Annotated in this window: 17 protein-coding genes; 9 read left to right on the top strand and 8 right to left on the bottom strand. The window is 59.3% G+C overall.

The window, feature by feature from the left end; translation table 11 throughout:
• Window positions 1-125: 125 nt before the first annotated feature.
• Together AC13RE_RS23335 and AC13RE_RS23330 are read right to left on the bottom strand one after the other, a co-directional pair.
• Window positions 126-1502, bottom strand: coding sequence for an aminotransferase class III-fold pyridoxal phosphate-dependent enzyme (locus tag AC13RE_RS23335; RefSeq protein ID WP_488564694.1), 1377 nt, complete (start codon window positions 1500-1502; stop codon window positions 126-128).
• A 13-nt stretch (window positions 1503-1515) separates the two neighbouring features.
• Entirely contained in the window at window positions 1516-2355 is an 840-nt protein-coding gene (locus AC13RE_RS23330) for a GNAT family N-acetyltransferase (RefSeq protein ID WP_488564693.1), read from the bottom strand.
• Window positions 2356-2678: 323 nt separating this feature from the next.
• Here AC13RE_RS23330 and AC13RE_RS23325 point away from each other — a divergent pair, with 323 nt between their 5' ends.
• Together AC13RE_RS23325 and AC13RE_RS23320 are read left to right on the top strand one after the other, a co-directional pair.
• Window positions 2679-3347, top strand: coding sequence for a haloacid dehalogenase type II (locus AC13RE_RS23325; RefSeq protein ID WP_132718958.1), 669 nt, complete (start codon window positions 2679-2681; stop codon window positions 3345-3347).
• A gap of 14 nt (window positions 3348-3361) precedes the next feature.
• Window positions 3362-4636, top strand: a complete 1275-nt coding sequence (locus AC13RE_RS23320) for an NAD(P)/FAD-dependent oxidoreductase (RefSeq protein ID WP_488564692.1) — start codon at window positions 3362-3364, stop codon at window positions 4634-4636.
• Between the two features lie 89 nt (window positions 4637-4725).
• On the opposite strand, the gene AC13RE_RS23315 is transcribed toward AC13RE_RS23320, so the two are convergent.
• From AC13RE_RS23315 to argE, 6 genes are all read right to left on the bottom strand, one after another.
• The gene (locus tag AC13RE_RS23315) at window positions 4726-6183 is read right to left on the bottom strand and encodes an NAD-dependent succinate-semialdehyde dehydrogenase (RefSeq protein ID WP_488564691.1); all 1458 of its coding nucleotides are present in this window, start codon (window positions 6181-6183) and stop codon (window positions 4726-4728) included.
• A 20-nt stretch (window positions 6184-6203) separates the two neighbouring features.
• Window positions 6204-7244, bottom strand: a complete 1041-nt coding sequence (locus AC13RE_RS23310; RefSeq protein WP_488564690.1) for a tartrate dehydrogenase — start codon at window positions 7242-7244, stop codon at window positions 6204-6206.
• 11 nt (window positions 7245-7255) lie between these two features.
• Window positions 7256-8719 carry an aldehyde dehydrogenase family protein gene (locus AC13RE_RS23305; protein WP_488564689.1) on the bottom strand — a complete coding sequence of 488 codons (1464 nt, stop codon included), beginning with the start codon at window positions 8717-8719 and terminating at the stop codon, window positions 7256-7258.
• 170 nt (window positions 8720-8889) lie between these two features.
• Entirely contained in the window at window positions 8890-9246 is a 357-nt protein-coding gene (locus AC13RE_RS23300; protein ID WP_112336026.1) for a cupin domain-containing protein, read from the bottom strand.
• A gap of 22 nt (window positions 9247-9268) precedes the next feature.
• The gene (locus AC13RE_RS23295) at window positions 9269-10192 is read right to left on the bottom strand and encodes a 2-hydroxyacid dehydrogenase (RefSeq protein ID WP_488564688.1); all 924 of its coding nucleotides are present in this window, start codon (window positions 10190-10192) and stop codon (window positions 9269-9271) included.
• 27 nt (window positions 10193-10219) lie between these two features.
• Window positions 10220-11344 (bottom strand): acetylornithine deacetylase, encoded by a 1125-nt coding sequence (argE, locus tag AC13RE_RS23290; protein ID WP_488564687.1) that lies wholly within the window; start codon window positions 11342-11344, stop codon window positions 10220-10222.
• Window positions 11345-11582: 238 nt separating this feature from the next.
• On the opposite strand from argE, the gene AC13RE_RS23285 reads away from it, so the two are divergent.
• From AC13RE_RS23285 to AC13RE_RS23255, 7 genes are all read left to right on the top strand, one after another.
• Entirely contained in the window at window positions 11583-12482 is a 900-nt protein-coding gene (locus tag AC13RE_RS23285; protein ID WP_488564686.1) for a GNAT family N-acetyltransferase, read from the top strand.
• A gap of 337 nt (window positions 12483-12819) precedes the next feature.
• Window positions 12820-13260, top strand: a complete 441-nt coding sequence (locus tag AC13RE_RS23280) for a helix-turn-helix domain-containing protein (RefSeq protein WP_488564685.1) — start codon at window positions 12820-12822, stop codon at window positions 13258-13260.
• 9 nt (window positions 13261-13269) lie between these two features.
• On the top strand, window positions 13270-15078 hold the full coding sequence (locus tag AC13RE_RS23275; protein ID WP_488564684.1) for a hypothetical protein: 1809 nt from the start codon (window positions 13270-13272) through the stop codon (window positions 15076-15078).
• A gap of 245 nt (window positions 15079-15323) precedes the next feature.
• Window positions 15324-16496: a YcaO-like family protein gene (locus AC13RE_RS23270; protein WP_488564683.1), complete on the top strand. Its 1173-nt coding sequence runs from the start codon at window positions 15324-15326 to the stop codon at window positions 16494-16496.
• Window positions 16493-17197 (top strand): TfuA-like protein, encoded by a 705-nt coding sequence (locus AC13RE_RS23265; RefSeq protein ID WP_488564682.1) that lies wholly within the window; start codon window positions 16493-16495, stop codon window positions 17195-17197. The genes AC13RE_RS23270 and AC13RE_RS23265 overlap by 4 nt, the downstream gene beginning before the upstream one ends.
• Window positions 17198-17302: 105 nt before the next feature.
• Window positions 17303-17524, top strand: a complete 222-nt coding sequence (locus AC13RE_RS23260) for a hypothetical protein (protein WP_488564681.1) — start codon at window positions 17303-17305, stop codon at window positions 17522-17524.
• A gap of 860 nt (window positions 17525-18384) precedes the next feature.
• The gene (locus AC13RE_RS23255; RefSeq protein ID WP_488564680.1) at window positions 18385-20724 is read left to right on the top strand and encodes a methyl-accepting chemotaxis protein; all 2340 of its coding nucleotides are present in this window, start codon (window positions 18385-18387) and stop codon (window positions 20722-20724) included.
• Window positions 20725-20833: the final 109 nt, after the last annotated feature.

The following is a 20833-nucleotide window of genomic DNA, read 5'->3' as shown; positions in this document are numbered from 1 at the left end:
GGACCTTCATTAAGGATAAGTTTGGCACTTCGACCGCGCCGTTTGCGCCGAATCGGACTAGCGATGCGGCACAAAATTCTGAAAAACGCCTGCGCGCGGTATATCGATCCTAGCCCTCGGCCGGTTCAGTCCTTGAGCGCCCGGCGGACGTCGGGATCTTCGAGCGTCTGATCAAGCGTCTTTTCCGTTCGTTCGATGATCGCGTCGATATCGGCTTCCGTGCAGCAAAGCGGCGGAGCATACCCCAGCACGCCATTGGCGAAGGCGCGGACCACGAGGCCGTTTTCCCAAGCCCGGTCGAAGATCCGGCGTGATGGTTGGGCCTCCGCCGGCAGCGGCGTTTTTGCGGCCTTGTCCACGACCAGCTCGATCGCAGCCAGCATGCCGCAGCCGCGGACATCGCCCACCAGGGGATGATCTCTCAGGCTCTCGAGGCCGGCCATCAGCCTCGCGCCGGCTTTTCTGCCGTTTTCGAGCAGTCCGCCTTCATAGAGTTTCAAGACTTCCAGCCCGACGGCCGCGCTGACGGGATGGGCGGAATAGGTGTAGCCGTGACCCACCGCGGAGGCTCCCGCTCCATCGGCAATGACCTGATAGACGTGATCCGCCATGAAGACCGCACCCATCGGAACGTAGCCGGAGGTGAGCCCCTTCGCCGTTGTCATGAAATCGGGAACGATCTCGTCTTCGGAACAGGCAAAAAGCGGGCCTGTCCGGCCGAAGCCGGTGATCACTTCGTCTGCGACGAAGAGAATGTCGAGTTCCTTGCAGAGGTCCCGCATGGCCTTCATCCATCCCTTCGGCGGGACGATCACCCCGCCTGAGCCTTGGATCGGTTCGGCATAGAAGGCGGCGACCCGGTTGGCTCCAATCGCGTCGACCTTCGCCCTGAATGCCGCGAGAGACGCTTGGATGATGGCATTCGCATCCTGCCCGACGGGATTGCGATAAGGATAGGGCGACGGAATTTTGTGCTGCCAGTCGAGGGGAACGCCGAAGCCGGCATGGAAGTTGGGGAGGGCGGTCAGCCCGGCGCCGACCGTCGAAGAGCCATGATAGCCCTGCTCGATCGAGATGAACTGATCGCGCTGCGGTTGGCCGCGGGCAAACCAGTAGTACCGGATGAAGCGGACGGTACTGTCGATAGCGTCCGAGCCGCCCAGCGTGAAATAGATGTGGTTGAGGTCGCCAGGCGCGCGTTCGGCGAGCTCGGCGGCAAGGCGGATGGCCGATTCACTGCCGAGGCCGAAATAGGCTGTCGCATAGGGAAGCTCGCGCATCTGGCGAGCCGCTGCCTCCACGATCGTTTCGTGACCGTAGCCGGCGTTGACGCACCAAAGACCCGCGAAGCCATCGATCAGCTGGCGGCCTTGAGCATCGGTGATCGTTGCTCCCTTGGCGGATGTAAGCACCCGCACGCCTTGCTGCTCATGGCCGCGATAGGAGGCGACCGGATGCACCAGATGGGCGCGATCGAGCTCGATGAGGGAATTGCTGTACATGGTCTTCTCCGGATCAGCCGAGCGCCTGGTTGGCGAGGGCGAAGGTAGTGACTGTCGAGGAATTGCTGCGCTTGATAACGGGGTTTGCCATGGTGATGCCGCCACCGACATGGATAAGCGAATGGCTGGCGAGCCACGATCCGAGACCGGTTTCCGCACCGGTGTCGACGCGCAGGAACGCGCCGGTTTTCCGGCTCATGAAGTGGGATAGAAGCGATTTCGCGTCTTCTATGTCTGGAGCGACGACCGGCCCCACGACCTCGCCTCGGCCGAAGGGCCGAAGGCAGGCGAAGGCGGCGACCTTGCCGTTACGGCGGATGATCGCGAATTCACCCAGATCCGCAAATCGTTCAATCAGGGCGGAACGGTCGGCGCCGAAAGCCTCGCGGTCGAGAGCTGCAATTGCCGAGATATCGGCCTTGGTCGCCGCTTCGGTGTTTGCCGGTTTCGCAACCGCCGCCACAAGGCCTTGGTGCTGAACGACGGTGCCGGTCTGGCGAAACCCCAGCTTTTCATAGAGGGGCAGGCCATCAGAGGTCGCGGTGAGGCGCAGGGGTCGATCATCCGCGAGAGCCAAGGCGGCCTCCATGAGACGGCGGCCCAGTCCGCGTCCGCGCATGCTTTCAGCCACGATCACCATGTTGATCGTCGCGCAGTCGGTCTTATAAGGTGTCAGGAGCGTGGTACCGACGACCTCGTCGTCAGCGGTGATCGCAACGACACCTTTGCTGAGGTCGAGAGCGACTTTCCAGTCCTCCAGGCGATGAGGCCAGGCGGCCTCCTGCGACAGGCGGACCGCGGCGTCCAAATGGTCGGGACCGAAAGGCCTGATTTCTATCTGTCGCTCCTGCATGGCACTCCTCGCATTTCTTTGTTCAAGTGTCGGAGCGTCGGGGCCGGAAGATTATCTGAAGGCGATGTCGTTGACGGTATCTTTCGCCGTAGCTGCTCGCCCTCGCCGCATCTTATGCCGTCGCGCCGCAGACAGCGGTCGCGAAGGTGTAAGCGAAAGGCGTCTTCATCGGCCGTTCTTGCAAGCAAATGCCAAACGAACGCCGCTATACGAAACTTTCTGCTCCGAACCTCGCAAAATCAGTGGGCTCACGCGCCGAAAGCAATCCTATTATCGTGTTCTCCACCAATCGCCTCGAGGGGCAGAATGTAAGGATGAAGCGCATGACCACCTTCCGCCCGAAATATATCACCTTCGATTGTTACGGCACGCTGACCAATTTCCAGATGGCGGAAGCTGCCCGTGATCTTTATGGCGATCGTCTCGATGAGCCGGCCATGCAGGAGTTCATCAAGAATTTCGCTGCCTACCGGCTCGACGAGATCATGGGGGACTGGAAGCCCTATGCGGAGGTGGTGCACAATTCGCTCGAGCGGACCTGCAAGCGCAACGGCGTTGCCTTCAAAGAGGAAGATGCCAGGATGGTTTATGAGCGCGTCCCCAGCTGGGGGCCGCATGCCGACGTTCCGGCAGGCCTTGCCAAGGTGGCGAAGGAAATTCCGCTCGTCATCCTCTCGAATGCGATGAATAGCCAGATCATGTCGAATGTCGCAAAGCTCGGCGCACCCTTCCATGCCGTCTATACGGCCGAGCAGGCCAATGCCTATAAGCCGCGCTTCCAGGCCTTTGAATACATGTTCGACATGCTCGGTTGCGGCCCGGAAGACATCCTGCACTGCTCGTCCTCCTTCCGCTACGACCTTATGTCGGCTCATGATCTCGGCATCAAGAACAAGGTCTGGGTCAACCGTGGTCACGAGCCGGCCAATCCTTATTATGGCTATGTCGAAATCGCCGATATTTCCGGTCTACCGGGTGTGGTGGGGCTCTGAGAAAGGGCAGCCAGATGAAATATTCCTCTTATTGGCACGATACGGCGCCGCGCTTTGCGGGTGCCGCCGCCGGCCCCGTCGAAGGGCATTATGACGTCGTCGTCGTGGGCGGCGGCTTCACCGGGCTTGGCGCCGCCCGGCAGCTTGCCATGGCGGGGGCGAAGGTCCTTGTTCTGGAGGCTGAGACCGTCGGCTTCGGCGCGTCCGGTCGCAATGGCGGTCATCTGAACAATGGCCTGGCGCATAGTTACATCGCGGCCAAGGCGGAATTGGGCAAGGAGCGGGCAATCGCCCTCTACCATGCGCTGGACGCTTCGATCGACACACTCGAAGCGATTATCGCGGAAGAGGGGATCGACTGCAATTTCCGCCGCGCGGGCAAGCTGAAGCTTGCCTCCAAGCCGCAGCATTTCGAAGGTTTGGCCAGGAATTTCGAGGCAGTGCATGCCGAGGTCGATCCCGATACCGCGCTGCTGTCCGCCGCCGATCTCAAGGATGAGATCGGCTCGCCGTTTCATGGCGCGATGCTGTCGAAGAAGAGCGCCATGATGCATATGGGCCGCTATGTCGCCAGATTGGCCGAGGCGGCCAAGCGACGCGGAGCGGTCATCGTGGAAGGCACTGCCGTGACGGAGCGCAGCCAAGCTGGCGGTAGGCACGTCCTCACGACCACCAAGGGCACAGTTACGGCAGACCAGGTCATGATCGCGACCGGCGCCTATACGACAGCCAATTTCAGCTACTTCCGTCGCCGTATCATGGCGGTCGGCAGTTTCATCCTCGCGACCCGGCCCTTGACGGATGCGGAAGTTGCCTCGGCCATGCCCGGCAATCGCACCTGCGTGAACACGATGAACATCGGCAACTACTGGCGGCTGTCACCGGATAACCGGCTGATCTTCGGAGGGCGGGCCCGCTTCTCCGCAACATCGGACCAGCGCTCCGACGCCAGGAGCGGCGCGATCCTTCGCGAAAGCCTCGCCCGCATATTTCCCCAGCTCGCCAAGGTCGAGATCGACTATTGCTGGGGCGGTCTCGTCGATATGACCAAGGATCGCTATCCGCGTGCCGGCTATCATGACGGCATCTGGTACGCTATGGGCTATTCGGGCCATGGCGCGCAGCTTTCCACGCATCTCGGCATGACCATCGCCGATGCGATTCTGGGAAGGCCTGACCGCAACCCGCTCAAGGGGCTCGATTGGCCGGCCGTTCCCGGCCATTTCGGCAAGCCGTGGTTCCTGCCCTTGGTCGGCTTGTATTACAAAACGCTCGATAGATTTCAGTGATATAAGCCGGCGGCAGGCCTCAACGAATTCAGCAGCATAAAAAGAGGGGCCGCGCTTGCGGCCCCTTTTCCAGCCTGAGACGCGACAACTCAGTTAAGGCCACCGATATGGAAGGCCTTTGTTTCCAGATATTCTTCGATTCCGAGCTGCGAACCTTCGCGCCCGAGGCCCGATTGCTTGACGCCGCCGAACGGCGCGACCTCCGTGGAGATCAAGCCGGTATTGAGGCCGACCATGCCGAATTCGAGGGCTTCGCCCACCCGCCATGCGCGCTTCAGGCTCTCGGTATAGAAATAGGCCGCAAGCCCGTAGGGCGTACCATTGGCAATCGTGATGGCCTCTTCTTCCGTCTCGAAGCGGAAGAGCGGCGCAACCGGTCCGAAGGTCTCCTCGGCGGCGAGCTGCATGGCGGTGGTGGCCCCGGTCAGGACGATCGGCGCGGTATATTGCGAGCTGGCCGGCAAGTCCCGCTTGGCTGTCACGATTGTCGCGCCCTTCGAGAGCGCGTCTTCGACATGACGATTGATCTTGGCGATCGCCGCTTCATTGATCATCGGACCGATCGCAACGCCGGCTTCAGTGCCCGGGCCGACCTTCATGGCATCGACGCGGGCAGCGAGCTTCTTGGCGAAAGCATCATAGACGCCGGCCTGGACCAGGATGCGGTTGGCGCAGACACAGGTCTGTCCGCCGTTACGGAATTTGGAGATGATCGCACCTTCCACGGCAAGGTCAAGATCGGCGTCGTCGAAGACGATGAAGGGTGCGTTGCCGCCGAGCTCGAGCGAAAGCCGCTTGATGCTGTTGGCTGCCCCGCGCATCAGTAGCGAGCCGACCGGGGTGGAGCCGGTGAAGGAAATCTTGCGCACGGTCGCGTTGGCAAGGATCTCGGCGCCGATCTCGGAGGGCATGCCGGTAACGATATTGATGACACCGGCAGGAATGCCGGCCATTTCTGCAAGCACGCCGAGCGCCAGCGCCGAGTAGGGGGTGAATTCGGAAGGCTTCACCACGACCGTACAGCCGGCCGCAAGTGCCGGCGCAAGTTTGCGCGTGATCATCGCATTCGGAAAATTCCAGGGCGTGATGATGCCGCAAACCCCGACCGGCTCTTTCAGCACAAGGATGCGGCGGTCTGGCGTCGGCGATGGAATGGTCTGGCCGCCGATGCGGCGGGCTTCCTCGGCGAACCATTTGACGAAGGATGCGCCGTAACGGATTTCGCCACGGGCCTCGTCAAGCGGCTTGCCCTGTTCGATCGTCAGGGTCAGCGCGAGATCATCGATATGCTCGAGCATCAGATCATGCCAGGCTTCCAGCCGCGCTGCACGCTCGGCATGGGTCTGCTTCTTCCAGGAGCCATAAGCCGCCTCGGCGGCCTCGATCGCTGCCCGGGTTTCATCACCGCCCATATCCGGCACCGTTCCGATGACAGCCTGCGTTGCCGGATCGATCACGGCAACGGTCTTGCCCGAGCGGGCGGAAAGCCAGTCGCCACCGATCAGCGCCTGCTGGCGGAACAGGGATGGCATTTTCAGATTTTGCATGTTCAAACCTCGATAAGACTTCAGATTGCGGCGAGCAGCGCTGTGGTGATTGCGTCGGTCCGGTCTTTGCCCGGAACCGTGCCGATGCCGCTTGCGGTTGTCGCCTCGATCGCCGCCATGACGGCATTTGCCGCATCCTGCTCGCCCAGATGTTCGAGCATCATGGCGCCGGACCACACAGTTGCGATCGGGTTGGCGATGCCGAGATGGGCAATATCGGGCGCGGACCCATGCACAGGCTCGAACATCGAGGGAGCGTTCCGTTCAGGGTTGATATTGGCCGATGCCGCAAAACCGAGGCCGCCCTGGATTGCTGCGCCGAGATCCGTGAGGATGTCGCCGAAGAGGTTGGATGCGACGACGACGTCGAGGGTTTCCGGTGCCATCACCATGCGGGCCGCCATGGCATCGATGTGATAGCTCGTGACCTCGACGTCCGGGTAATCCTGCGCGAGCTGCCGGGTGATTTCGTCCCAGAAGACCATCGAATGCTTCTGCGCATTGGATTTCGTCACCGAGGCGAGCTTGCCGCGCCGGGCCTTTGCCTGCTCGAAGGCGAAACGCAGGATGCGCTCGACGCCTTTGCGGGTGAAGATCGACGTCTCGACCGCGACTTCATCGTATGTGCCCTGATGGATGCGGCCGCCTGCGCCGGAATATTCGCCCTCGGTATTTTCACGAATGCAGAGAATGTCGAAGGCCGATGCCTTGAGCGGTCCCTGGACACCCGGCAGCAGCCGGTGCGGGCGAATATTGGCATATTGCACGAAGTTCTTGCGGATCGGCAGCAGCAGCCCGTGCAGGGATACGGCATCCGGCACTTCGGCCGGCCAGCCGACGGCTCCGAGCAGGATGGGATTGAAACCGCGCAGCGTTGCGATGCCATCGGCGGGCATCATGGCGCCGGTTTCCTTATAGAAGGCGCAGGACCAGGGAAATTCGGTGCCATCGAGCGTAAAGCCGCGGGTGCCCGCCGCCTTTTGCAGAACCGACCAGGCGGCGGCGGTCATGTCGCGACCGATGCCATCACCCGGGATCAATGCGATCTTGTAGATTTTCATGTTCACTGTCCTCAAAGACTGATCAAAACGCTCTTGCTCTTGCGATTGGCCTGGAATGCCTCGCGGCCGAGATCCTTGCCGATACCGGACTGCTTATAGCCGCCGGTCGGCAGGATGTGGTCACGCGAACGGCTATAGCGGTTGACCCAGATGGTACCGGCCTGCAGACGGCGGGTCAGCCGGATGGCGCGGGAGAGGTCGCGGGTAAAGAGGCCTGCGGCGAGCCCGTAGCTCGGATGGTCGGCAAGCTGCAGGGCTTCCTCTTCCTCCTCGAATGTCTGGAGCGTCAGCACCGGACCGAAGATCTCTTCGATGATGGCTGGAGAAGTCTGATCGACTCCGGCCATCAGTGTCGGGGCGTAGAAATAGCCCGGTGCGTCCATGATCGCGCCGCCGGTAAGACATTCTCCGCCGGCCGCGACGGTGGCGGAGACGATCGCATCGATACGCTGTCTCTGCTTTTCCGATATGATGGGGGAGTAGCGGCTTGCGGCATCCCAGGTGGGGCCGGGAGTAACGCCCTTCATCCGATTTCGGATGGCGTCGATCAGTTTGGCCGCTATCTTTTTCTCGACGATGAGCCGTGATCCGGCGACGCAGGCCTGGCCGGCATTGCCGACGATACTGGCCGTAACGGCCGCGGCCGCCTTGTCGAGGTCCGCATCGGCAAAGACGATCTGGGGGCTCTTCCCGCCGAGCTCCAGCGTCATCGGCTTTATTCCCGTGCGGGCGATGTTCTCCATGATCGCCGATCCAGCTCGGGTCGAGCCGGTAAAGCTGATCTTGGCGATGTCGGGATGGCCGGTGATCGCCTGGCCGGTCGTCGCGCCGTCACCCAGTACCACGTTGATCAGGCCGGCGGGAAGGCCGGCACGCACGGCGAGCTCTGCCAGATAGATGGATGAAAACGGCGTCATTTCGGATGGCTTCAGGATGACAGCATTTCCGGCAGCCAACGCCGGGCCAAGTTTCCAGGCGGCCATGTTGATCGGAAAGTTCCAGGGCGTGATGGCACCCACCACCCCATAGGGCTCCGTCATGATCATGCCGATATTGCCGTCGTCGGTCGGCACGAGGTCGCTGCCTTCCTTGTCGGCGAATTCGGCGAAGAAGCGGATCTGCTCTGTCGAAATCGCGATATCGCCCTCGACAAGCTGGCCGACGGGGCGCGTCGAAGCCACGGCCTCTAGCCTTGCCAGCGTTTCGGCTTCCTCCTCGATGAGGTCGGCCCAACGGTGCAGAACATTCAGGCGCTCGCGCGGGCGGACGCCGCCCCAATTGCTTTGCTTCAGCGCGGCCTTGGCCGTCTGAACGGCCTGGTCGACAATGGAGGCGTCCGCGACCGGGCATCCGGCATAGGCCTTGCCATCGGAAGGGCGGTGCATCGGAATGACACCGTCCGCGGCGCTGAAATGCTCGCCGATGAAATGCCCGATGGGGAGCGAAAGACTATCGGGATCGAAGCTCAGGTCCATAATGATACCTCCGGTCAATTTACCGAGATGCTATAGGATCGGCGAAGTAGCTTGATCCGATCGCGTCGGCTGTCGCGGCGGAAAAAGCCGTTTTGAGAAGGTCCCGCAGTGTATTCTTTGGTCAGGCCCGATGCGGCGCGGGCTCAGAGGCCGCGCCGAGGTAGCAATGCTTAAGGGGTGACGGTCACGTAGATCTTCCGGACCGTTTCGATCGTCTTCCAGATTCCGACGAAGCCCGGTTTCATGACGAAGCTGTCGCCCGCCTTATAGACGACGGACTCGCCGCCTTCCGGTGTCAATTCGACGACGCCGGAGAGGATATGGCAGAATTCGAAGGTTTCGCCCTTGATCGAACGGCTGACGCCGGGGGTGGCTTCCCATACGCCGGTGTGCACAGTCTCGTTGCGCGCAACGTCCTGTGCCCAGGTCTTAAGCTTCGGATCGCCCGAGATCAGTCGCTCCGGAGCGACGACGTTTTCGCGCGGTGCGAAGGAAGGGTTGGGGTCAATCGTCTTGAGGAGGGACATGGAGTTCCTTTCGGGTTGGCGATCAGTAGCCGCGGCGGCGGTCGACGAGGCCGAACGGGTCCAAGCCCGCCCGAATCCGCTTGATGTTGTCGATGACGGTGCGTGCAGCGCTATGGGGCTGGGTGACGCTCGCAATATGCGGCGTCAGCAGGATGCGGTCGTGGCTCCAGAACGGATGTCCGGTCGGCAGGGGTTCGGGATCGGTGACATCGATCACGGCGCCGGCAAGTCGACCACTATCGAGCGCGGCCAGGAGGTCTTCCGAAACGAGCTGCGGTCCGCGGCCGACATGCACAAGGCTCGCACCCTGCGGCAGTTTTTCGAAGAGATCGGCGTTGAGAAAACCGCGAGTTTCGTCGGTCAGCGGCAGGAGGCAGATCACGATATCGGTCGTGGAAAGCATAGCGTGGAGTCCAGCTTCGCCGGCAAAACAGGTAACGCCCTCGAGTTCGCGTTGATTGCGGCTCCAGCCGGAAAGCACAAAGCCGAACGGCTTCAGTCTTTCGAGCACGGCCTGACCAAGGTTCCCGAGTCCCAGTACGCCGATGCGGCGTTCGGCGGCCTGAACCTGTGGCAAGGCGTTCCAGACCTGACGGTGCTGCTGGCTGAGATAGGAGGGCAGATTGCGGTGGAGTGCGAGGACGCCAAGCGTCACATATTCCTGCATCATGCGGGTAATGCCGTCTTCGACCATACGCACGACTTTTACGTGATCGGGGACATGTGCCGTATCGAACTGGTCGATACCGGCGCCGATTGAAAACAGAACTTCGAGATTGCGGTAGCGCGGCAAGTCGTCCGGAACCGTCCAGGTGATCAGATAGCGCACGGCATTCGGGTCGACGGACGTCGGATCCATGGAGAAGGGAAGATCCGGCAGCTCGCGGGCGAAGGCTTGCTGAAAGATATGGCCGCGGCGGGCATCCGAATTGAAGAGGAACGTCATGGGCTTCTATCCTTCGGTCTTCCGGCATCACGCCAGGCAACGACGGCCGAGAGCCTCGATCATGGCCTGGCAGGCGTCGAGTTCGTTCGTGAGGATGAATTCGTTCGGCTTGTGTGCGCGAGCGATATCGCCCGGACCGCAAATGATCGCCTCAAGGCCGGCACGCTGGTAGAGCCCGGCTTCAGTGCCATAGCTAACCGCTGCCAGCGGTTCGATGCCAGTCAGCTCGGCCAGCAGACCGGCAAGATGCGCTGTCAGCGGAAGGGAGAGGGCGGGGTAGGAACTCAGCTCCTCCCATTGCACCTGAAAGCCCCGACGCTCAAGTGCGGCAGCGGCCTCGTGCACCGGTAGAAGCAGTGCTGCCGGATCAGCGCCGGAAATTGCCCGCGCTTCGACTTCGAGCGTGCAGAGATCCGGAATGATATTGAGGGCCTGCCCCCCGTAAATGGTGCCGACAGAGATCGATGAATAAGGTGGCTCGAACTCCGCTTCGAATGGCCCCTGGGCCAGAGAATGCGCGGTCGAAACGGCGGCCTGCAAAACCTCGGCGGCGGCATGGATTGCGTTGAGGCCGAGGTCGGGCCGCGACGAATGACCGGAGCGTCCTTTCAGGATGATGCGGGCGGCTGACTTCCCCTTATGTGCGAGGATGGCCCGCATGTTGCTGGGTTCTCCGACGATGACGCCGAGCGGCGTCTCGCAAAGCTCCGGCAGGCGCGCAATGAGATGCGGCACGCCACGGCAACCTGCTTCCTCGTCATAGGAAAAGGCTAGGTGGATCGGCCGCATCAGAGGGCTTGCGGCGAGCATTGGTAAGGCCGCCAGAGACGCAGCCAGAAAGCCCTTCATATCGCTGGTGCCGCGGCCATAGAGTCTATCTCCATCGGCCCGCAGCACGAAGGGGTTGCTCGTCCACCCCATCTCGTTGGCCGGCACGACATCCATGTGACCGGAGAGGACATAACCGCGTGTATCGCGGGGACCGATCGTGGCAAAAAGGTTCGACCGGTCGCCCTCGGGGCCAGCAAGAATATCAACAGTGGCGCCGAAGGACTTCAGGTAGGCGCCGATCCACTCGACAATCTCGGCATTGGGCGTTCCAACGACGGAATCGAAGCCGACTAGTTTTGCCAGAATGTCCGATGCCTGCATTGGTGTTGCCAATCTCCGATTGCCGTCCTTGTGTGTGCAAGCGACGTCTTGATCAAAGGAAGGTTAAGCCTCAATCAGTAGAATACCTGCCGAAAGTATGGATCATACGGTGAATTCTTGCGCCGCCGTTTGCGTAGGCAGTGAAATGTTTCGTTGAGTCTCGGCTAAGCTCGCCAAAGCATGATGCCGGCGTGAGCGAATATGCAGCCGGGAGGATCGGATGGCGTCTGGATCACCAATGGACACAAAAATACCCGAAAAACTGCATGTCGATGCATTCGAACTGCGCTTTGCCGACATCTCAGAGGTCTCTTTGTCGCAGCTTCAGGCGCTCTCGATGTCGGTCGGCTGGCCGCATCGATCGCAGGACTGGCAGCACCTGCGGGATGTCGGCCGCGGCTTCGTGGCGCTTGACGAAATCGGCAGGGTTTCCGGTTCCACGATGTGGTTCCCGCACGAGCAGAGCTTCGCAACATTCGGAATGCTGATCACCGCACCGCGCCTGCAGACGAATGGTACGGCGGAGTGGCTGGTTAAGCGGATGCTGGAGGAATGCCACCATGAACGGATACGGCTGAATGCGACAAGAGCGGCACGCCGGATGTGTGCAACTTTTGGATTTATGCCGAAACAGACGGTCTTTCAGTGTCAGGGGGAAATTCTATCCGTACCTCACGTGGGCGATATCAGGCCGGGGCTTGATCTCAGGCGGCTCGAACGCAGCGATCTGGATGCGGTTGCGGCCCTGGACGAGCCGGCTTTCGGTACGCTGCGCTACCAACATCTCAAGCGATTGTTTGAAAGCTCCATCTGCTACGGTCTTTATGACGGTGGCAAGCTAATGGCTTATTCCATGCGGCGCCGGTTTGGCCGCGGTCACGTCGTCGGTCCTGTCGTCGCGTATTGCGAGGAAGACGCAACTGCCGTCGTTCATCCGCATGTCGTAGCGCATGTCGGCAGTTTTTTGCGCCTCGACACCCATTTTGGTGCCGGACTGTTCGCCAGTTTTATCCAGCAAAGCGGAATGTCCGTCTTTGACACCGTGACCACCATGGTTTCCTCTGAGAGGGCCTCCTATGGAGCCCCGAACACAGGTTCTCCGATCGTATTTGCACTTGCCTCGCAGTCTTTCGGCTAATTGCAACGGTCGCCTAAGCGCCATATCGCATTGGAAGGCCGCTGCAGGCGTGGCCACCTGATCCAAGCGCATCTGTCCAAAATACTCTCCGCGGAATTAACCTGACATCACGCACGAGAATGCTGCCGCTGAATCGCGCAGAGTGGGGATGCGCCCGGTTAAATGCAAAAACGACATTGGGAAACAGGCGTCTCCGGAGAGATATTTCGTTCTCGTCGAGAAGAATGTCGTCTGCGCGATGTCGCGGCGGGTCTCCGAATTTGCAGCCGCATAATATAGCGGATTGGAAACTCCTGGCGTTGTGTAAAATTGATCTTGGGTGCCTTGCTGGAAGATTGTGAATTCGAGGGAAACCTGCGAACATGAAGGCAGTTTTTCTTCTGATGGTTTCTTTATGGACAAAAAGCCCGATGTAATCGACGTTGAACTTGGATTGCGCATCCGGCTGCGCCGCGAGGAATTGTCAATTACGCAGGATTTATTGGCCAAGAAGCTTCGCATAAGGCTCCAAGAGCTCGAGAAATACGAATGCGGCTTCGAGAAAATCAGCGCCAGTCGCCTTCTGCATATTTCCGAAATTCTCGATGTCCCAATCATGTTTTTCTTCGAAAGCGGATCGGAGGAGGCGCTTCCCTCCAAGGAGGCGCTAGCTGGTTTTCGATTTGCGAAGCATCATAAAGCCGTTCTGCGAACAGCCTTATCGGGGATCGTGGACAAGCGGTTGCGGGCGAAGATTCTCGCCTTTGTGCAATCAAGCGAAGCTGGCAGTGAGCGCTGATCTGATAAAATGACATTTCATTTAACGACCCTCGGTAGCTGCGCCCTTTACGATGAGAAGGGCGATCGTGTGAATGTGCCGAAACAGGCGCTGCTCATGCTTGCCTATCTCTATGATTGCCGGCAATCGATACCACGCAAGGAGTTGGCAGCATTTCTCTGGTCCGGCAATCTTCAAGCGGCCGGCGTCAACTTGAGATCGACCCTGCTGCGTTTGGCGACTGCGACGTCCAAATCCCCCAAGCCGCTGATCAGCGGCGTCGCTGCGAACATCGCTTTGAATTTCGAGGCGCTGCGCTGCGATCTGGATACCATCGAAAATACGTCCGGCGTTGCCAAGCTTGGCGCCCTCAGCGATGCGGTTGCCAAGAATTTTCTACCCGTTTACGGCAGCGGCTCTACAGCTGTGGCCGTCTGGGTACGCGACGTTCGCGCACGGCTTGCAGGAGAGCTGCGAACCGAATTCTTCAAGACGCTGAATGAACCCTCGTCGCCTCAATATCGCGGTGAATTGAAGCGCGCAGCCACGCTTCTGCTGGACAGGGATCACTCCGATGACGAGGTCAGGATAGCGCTTGGCGAGAAAATCACCTCTTACATTCAGGTGATCGGCGAAACGAAAGATCCGACTTCAAGCCACCCGGCTGAAGACACGGTTCCGCTCTCCGCCGACGGCAGAGTGCCCCGTATCGCTCTGCTTCCTCCCGAGACGCTAGAGGCAGCAGAGCGAGCCGGCTCGGTTGCCAATGCGGTCATCGAAGACCTCACCATCAGCCTTTGCGTCGATCGAAGCGTCTCCGTGGTCGCTCCCTACACGGCCGAGCAGATCCGGTCTTCCAACGACAAGGCGGGGCTTCTCAGGCAACATAATGTGGTCTACGCGCTCGATACGAAGCGGACTGGCGACAGTCTTTTTGCGCAGCTGATTTTCATGCCGCGCGACGAGATTGTCTGGGCAACGCGCGTTCACTTGGATAGCGCGGCCATAACGGAGCATCGCAACGAGATCGCCACTGCGATCCAGCACTCCATCATCGAGCGTGTGGGCGCCTTCCACCACATAGTTTCTGATTTCAGCTGCAAGCCTCAGGCCTATTTTGCTTATCTTGAGGGCGTGCAATGCCTGTCCCGTCTAGGCCTTCAGAATGTCCGCCGCGCGCGCAAGCACTTCAGGGAGGCTCTTGAGCACGAGCGCGGTTTCGCGGCGGCACTTGCGGGCATCGCCAGAACCTTGACCATGGAATGGGTTTTGACGGCCCGCGGCGATAGCGACCTCTTGAACCAGGCGGAAAAAATGGCGGCGGATGCGATCCGCGATGACAGTCGGTTTGCCGGAGGTTTCAAGGAAATTGGGGTTGCTCGGCTTTATCGCGGAAATATCGACGGTAGCCTGGAGGCCTTGTCAAATGCCGAGGATCTAAGTCCGCACTACGCGGATGTTATTTGTAGTCATGCCGACAGTCTTACCCATGGCGCCAATCCGAAAGCGGCATTAGCAAAGGTCGCAATGGCTCTCGATCTCAATCCGCTTGCTCCGGACTATTATTACTGGACCGCAGCGGGAGCCAGCTATTTCCTTGGGGAGTATACCGAAGCATTGGCTTATCTTGACAGGATGAGAGAGCCAGGACCGGCAAGCAGGCTTGCGGCGGCAAGCTGGGCAATGCTTGGCGATGCGGCCAAGGCTAAAACATATCGGCTGCGCGCATTGCGCGATAACCCGAATTTCGATCTGGAGGCATGGCTGTCCATGATTCCAAACAAGGAAAAGTGGCAAACAGAGCATTACAGGGAAGGCCTGCTGAAGGCCGGGTTTTGAAAGGAAGATATTATGGCAGGCGCAGTGTTACTTGGAATCAAGGGCCAAGAGGGGCTTTGGCTGGTTGACCTCGAAAAGGGGACTGTCGTCCGATACACGCGGCGGCTGTCGGGTGATCTGGCGAAGGCGGCCTCCTGGCGGGCCAAAGGGGTCAGAGTGGAGAAAGATGTCGATTTCGCTGTGGCGTTAAAGTCGGCAGACTCCGTGGCCTCAGGCCTTTATGAGGGTTAGGCTCTCGTTGATTGGTGTCCAACAACTTTAGAGCCTGCCTACCCGGAGAAACTCTGTCGCGGGTTTCGCCCTATCTGGAGCGGCTTGGCATAACCCGTGTCGGCCGCCAGACCGAGCTCGATCGCATAGGCATTCCCGTTTGGTGTGCCTACGCCCCGAATTCCAGGGCGATCGTCATCGCTCAGGGCAAAGGTCTGGACGACGTCTCCGCGAAGACATCCGCGGTGATGGAAGCAATCGAGCGATCTGTCGCGACCCAACCTTTCTGTTCAGCGTTGATGGCAAGCCAGGATGATCTTGCCGCAAGCGGCCATGCCACGGATTGCCTGGAGGATTTGCTGGTGATCGGCGCGCAACCGGTAGAAACGACGGAACAGATCAGATGGTCTCAAGCCCACGATCTGGCAAAGAACGCCTCGATATTCGTACCTTTCGAGGCCGTTCATCTTGACAGGACGCATGTCGGCCCACGTTTTTGGGTATCATCGGACGGATTGGCGTCGGGGAATACCTGGCATGAGGCAGTCCTGCACGGGCTGCTGGAGCGGGTAGAGCGGGATGCTTGCGTCCTTTGGAACGTCGATGCGCCGGAGTATCGGTATGCACGCCGGATAGATCCGCAAAGCATCGACGATGAGGGTGTTCGCGAGATGTTGGAGAAGATTTTCTCTGCCGATTTCGATCTCGCCCTTTTCGATGTGACGAGCGATCTGGCCGTTGCCTCCGTCGTCGCGTTGCTGCGGCCGAAAGGCGATGACGGTTCGCTCAGATATGTCGACTTGACCATGGGGGCAGGCGCATCCTTGTCCCCCTATGTAGCCGCAGCCCGGGCAATTTCCGAGGCCGTGCAGTCGCGGATGACCTTTATCGCCGGTGCCAGAGATGATCTTGTCCCGGAACTGTTCTCACGCCGCGCTGATCCTACTCATCTGCAGTCGTTCCAAGCTCGATGCATGACGAACCTGGACGAACTGCCGACGATGTCGGCCGGGTCTGCGCAAGATGCGCTCGACCAGCTTGTCGAGGCTTTGCTGGAAGGCGGTATTGACCAGCTTTATGCTATCGAGCTGGCACCCGAATGGCTGCCGGCATCGGTCGCAAAGGTTTTCGCGCCGCAACTCGAACATCCGGACGGCGATCGCCGCATTCGTTTCGGCAGCCGCGCATTGTCAAAGAGTTTCCTGTGAAAGTCATATTTGTAGGGCCGAGCCTGCCCGATGCCAAAGCGCATATTGACGATACGATGGTCATACGACCGCCGGCATGCCAAGGTGACGTCGTCAGAGCTCTTGAGGATGGTGCCGTTGCCATCGGCCTCATCGACGGTCAGTTCGAGTTCGTCGCGCCGGTCTGGCACAAGGAGTTGCTCTTTGCCCTATCCCAGGGCGTTCCCGTATTTGGAGCAGCCAGCATGGGAGCGCTCCGCGCGGTGGAATGCCGGGCCTACGGCATGGTCGGCATCGGCAGGATATTCGATGACTATGCCTCCGGGCTCCGGGAGGAAGATGCGGATGTCGCTCTCCTTCATGGCCCAGCGGAATTGGGCTATCCTCCTTTGTCGGTGCCATTGGTCAATGTCGATGCGACAATAGAGACTGCGATTGATCAGGCCATTCTCGGCAAGGAAGAAGCTCTGCGGCTCTCCCGTGCGGCACGGCGTCTATTCTTCAAGGATCGGACCTGGAGACGTCTTGCCGAAGCTGCCGAGATGGACATAGGACAGGTGAGGGCGCTCGTCGTAAAGGCATGGACCGATCAAAAGCGCAACGATGCCATAGAACTTATACGCGCCATTGCCGATGCCCCGTTGCCGGCACACATGATGGACTGGTCTTTCAATGCGACTCCGTTGTGGCGTAAACTTTTCCCACAATTTTACCGTATGTAATTGATTCAAAAATACAGATTTTGCGTGTGCAACGCTTTTGCAACGCACCTCACCACTTGAAATATGCCAATCTCGCCTCAGGAAATTTTGTTGGGGGCTTTAAGAGTGATTGATTTTGAGGGTCATGAGCGTCATTGCGAGATCTTGGCGCTTGTCAAAATGATGCAGTATGCCAGTCAGATCGCCAGCGGGCTCGATACACCGCAGGCCGTGTTCCTGATAAAGGAGGCACAAGATGCTCTTCTTTCCGTCTTGAAGACCGAAAGAGCGGCGCTCTCAAATGCGCATCTGAGCGGGCTTGTCAGTGACACGCATGGTCACTGCTAGCAGGCTCGCGTCCTGCAGAAATTACTGATCAACACATTTAACCGATGCCGGCTTGGGGCACTTGGAAACTTCAAGAGGTCTAGTTTGCTTCGAAGAATACCAGCCAGGGTGAACCGGTCCGCGAAAAAAGTAAGCTCCGCTGATACGGGGGACATTGTCCTGGAATTTAAGGACCCTCATGGAAATATGAGGGTCGAATTTGTTCTGTTTGCAGCGATTATTGTTGCGTGGCTTACGATTGCCTGCACCATCTGCCTATCGTTGAACTGGCTCTGATTTCTGGCTCGTGGCTTGCAGCGCGGCTGCGGTTGTAGATCGGGGGAACGTCTTAAGCGAAGACGGCGCGTTCGTGCTCATGTGCGATGCGGAAATTTCTTCGGTCCGGAGGAAGCGCAGACCGTCCCCGGATCCGGACGACGGACATATGTCTATTCGCTAAGTAAGTTCAGCCCAAAGCTCTTGCCGATAGACTAGGCGGTTTGCGCCTCAGCGATTTGCGTCCGCAGGCTCAAGGCCGCAGTTCGCGATACCGGCTTGAGGTGACGTCGGGGCACTGTCCTGCATGGAGCCGAAGCGTTGCAAATGTCGCTTCGGCTTGAAGCATTTCACGATTCATTCTCGCCGCCGGATTGGTTGGTGCGAAACAGCCCATATATTTTTAGGGGCATTAATCCTGTTTCAACAAAGCTGGGCTAATTATTCCTTTGATTGGGCAGGGCATGATGCGCCTGTGATCGGGCGACGCCTCGATGGCTCACGGACTGCTTTTCTTTTAGAAAATTTCACCTCAAGAGCTCCAGAAGTACGTGTTTTGGCGAAGCGGGTTAGCGTTACGGCACCCCGAACGTAGGTGAGCAATTATGATTTTTTCTCTTCGCAATATACTTCTCGGGATTTTCCTTTTTCTCAGCATCGCCCTATGCGTGCTAACGGGATCTTCAACGCTTGATGCCTATCGCGATGCAGGCAAGTATGCCGACGTCTCGAAGTTCACCATGCTAGACCGCGCGCTCTTCCAAACACTTGCGAATTTTCGCAACGAGCGAGGTGACGGGTCGTCGCTCGCCAAACTTGAGCTTGGCGCGCAAGATGCAACGCTTACCTTGTTGAAAACGGACAGGGGCATCGTCGACAAATATATGGCTGATGCAAAATCGGTCTTTGCAAACATCGACGACCCGACGCTCAAAGCTCCGATTGCCGATGTCATGAATGCCTATGACCGCGTGGTCGCATTCCGCTCAACGCTCGACAACGAAGTCGCAAAGAAGCTTGCTGATCGTGACCCGACACTGCAGGCCACGACGCTGGACCTCGGTCAGCAGTTCTTGACCGCCTTGGAGACAGGTTCGACCGCCGTTGAAAACCGGATTCGCGCGAGCGATCCTTCAATGACGGCCCTCATTCAGATCCGTGCGCTGACATGGTACACGCGCGCAACGGCCGGTGCTGCAAACTTGTTGTACGTCAACACACTCGCCTCTGGAGAGGCGATGAAGCCTGAGGACGTCAGCAAGATCCAACAGTTCGATTACGCCGCGAACTTCATCTGGGGGCAGATCGGCACTCTGGTCAATCATCCGTCGACACCACAGGTGGTCAAAGACGCCTATAAAATCAGCAGCACGACCTTTTTCAGCGGTGACTTTGCAGCAAAACACAATGCATTGCTTGCGAAGTTCGCAGCCGGTGAGAAGAAAGCCATGTCTCTCGACGACTGGCGCCCGGTCGGCAATGCCGCCCTTCTGACGATCACGAACACGGCCGCGGCAGCAGCAGATGGCATGGTCGCCAATTCAGCCGTCAGCCAGAGTGATGCATTCGTCAGTTTCATCGCCTACGGGTTGACTTTCCTTGTTGCCGTCGCTCTGAGCATTACGGGCATCTGCGTCATCATCTATCGCGTCACCAAGCCCGTCGGGGTGCTAACTCATTCCATGACCGAACTCGCCGAAGGCAACCTCTCGGTCTCAATCGGTGGTGTCGAACGGCGCGATGAGATCGGCGCCATGGCCCGTTCCGTACAGATTTTCCAACAGGCAGCCTTGCGCAACAAGGCGCTGGAAGCCGAAGCCGCCGAGGCACGTATTACATCGGAGAATGAACGCGTCGAAGTCCAGCGCCGTGCCGAGGCAGAGGCAGAAGAGAGGCTGCTGCAGGCAACGGGTTCGCTTGCGACGGGACTTCGTCATTTGGCATCCGGCAACCTGCGCTGTGAGATCGAAACGCCGCTGGCTGCGCAGTTCGAAGCTCTGCGTCACGACTTCAATTCATCGGTCAGCCAGCTGCGCGCTGCCATGTCCCAGGTCGGTCAGGCCGCGTCGCTGGTAAACAGCGGCAGTTACGAGATCTCGCAGGCTTCCGACAATCTTTCCAAGCGAACGGAGCAGCAGGCCGCCTCGCTGGAAGAGACCGCTGCAGCGCTCGAAGAGGTAACGGCCAATGTTCAGTCGACCTCCAAACGAGCTGGCGATGCACGTGACCTGGTGCGTGGCGCCCGATCGCGGGCAGAAAACTCCAGCCAGGTCGTCGGTAATGCCGTCAGCGCCATGGGAAGAATTGAGCATTCGTCCAAGCAGATCAGCCAGATCATCAGCGTGATCGACGAGATCGCCTTCCAGACCAACCTGCTTGCGCTTAACGCCGGCGTCGAGGCGGCGCGTGCGGGCGAAGCCGGCAAAGGCTTTGCCGTTGTCGCCCAGGAAGTCCGGGAGTTGGCCCAGCGTTCGGCCAATGCCGCCAAAGAGATCAAGGCCCTGATCAGCAACTCCGAAGTCGCAGTCAGCGAAGGTGTGAAGCTCGTCAACGACACCGGCGAGGGCCTCTCAGCTATCGCCGACCTGGTCCTGCAGATCAATCAGCACATGGATGCGATCGCCACCGCCGCTCAGGAGCAGTCCATGGGTCTTTCTGAGATCAACAGCGCCGTCAATCATATGGACCAGGCGACACAGCAGAATGCCGCCATGGTCGAGGAGATGAATGCGGCCGGCGCAGGTTTGGCCGAAGAGAGCAAGCGTCTTGGCGAGCTCCTGAGCGCATTCCGCACAGGCGAAGCCGAGCGCATGGAGCCGCAGGCGAGGCCCGTGGCCCGGCCTGCCTCCGCCCCGACAACAGGCCGGCTTGCTGCGCGCCCCGCTCCCGCTACGCAGGGCAATGCTGCACTTAAACATCTCCAGCAAGAGTGGTCGGAGTTCTGATTGGTTTGATGTGAAGACGGATGCCGCAATTCTACCGCGGCTCATGAAGCGAAGATTGGCCCGTACATTTTGTGCGGGCCATTTTCGTTAAGCCAATTCGGCGTCTCGC

The organism is Martinezella sp. CNPSo 3959 (genome assembly GCF_057784355.1).
The sequence above is the reverse complement of the archived record's forward strand: the minus strand, read 5'-3'. Positions and strand labels throughout refer to the sequence as shown.

Bases quoted from the DNA above. Each gene is read 5' to 3' on its own strand.
- AC13RE_RS23335 (WP_488564694.1), bottom strand. From the start codon at position 1,502: ATGTACAGCAATTCCCTCATCGAGCTCGATCGCGCCCATCTGGTGCAT.
- AC13RE_RS23330 (WP_488564693.1), bottom strand. From the start codon at position 2,355: ATGCAGGAGCGACAGATAGAAATCAGGCCTTTCGGTCCCGACCATTTG.
- AC13RE_RS23325 (WP_132718958.1), top strand. From the start codon at position 2,679: ATGACCACCTTCCGCCCGAAATATATCACCTTCGATTGTTACGGCACG.
- AC13RE_RS23320 (WP_488564692.1), top strand. From the start codon at position 3,362: ATGAAATATTCCTCTTATTGGCACGATACGGCGCCGCGCTTTGCGGGT.
- AC13RE_RS23315 (WP_488564691.1), bottom strand. From the start codon at position 6,183: ATGCAAAATCTGAAAATGCCATCCCTGTTCCGCCAGCAGGCGCTGATC.
- AC13RE_RS23310 (WP_488564690.1), bottom strand. From the start codon at position 7,244: ATGAAAATCTACAAGATCGCATTGATCCCGGGTGATGGCATCGGTCGC.
- AC13RE_RS23305 (WP_488564689.1), bottom strand. From the start codon at position 8,719: ATGGACCTGAGCTTCGATCCCGATAGTCTTTCGCTCCCCATCGGGCAT.
- AC13RE_RS23300 (WP_112336026.1), bottom strand. From the start codon at position 9,246: ATGTCCCTCCTCAAGACGATTGACCCCAACCCTTCCTTCGCACCGCGC.
- AC13RE_RS23295 (WP_488564688.1), bottom strand. From the start codon at position 10,192: ATGACGTTCCTCTTCAATTCGGATGCCCGCCGCGGCCATATCTTTCAG.
- argE (WP_488564687.1), bottom strand. From the start codon at position 11,344: ATGCAGGCATCGGACATTCTGGCAAAACTAGTCGGCTTCGATTCCGTC.
- AC13RE_RS23285 (WP_488564686.1), top strand. From the start codon at position 11,583: ATGGACACAAAAATACCCGAAAAACTGCATGTCGATGCATTCGAACTG.
- AC13RE_RS23275 (WP_488564684.1), top strand. From the start codon at position 13,270: ATGACATTTCATTTAACGACCCTCGGTAGCTGCGCCCTTTACGATGAG.
- AC13RE_RS23255 (WP_488564680.1), top strand. From the start codon at position 18,385: ATGATTTTTTCTCTTCGCAATATACTTCTCGGGATTTTCCTTTTTCTC.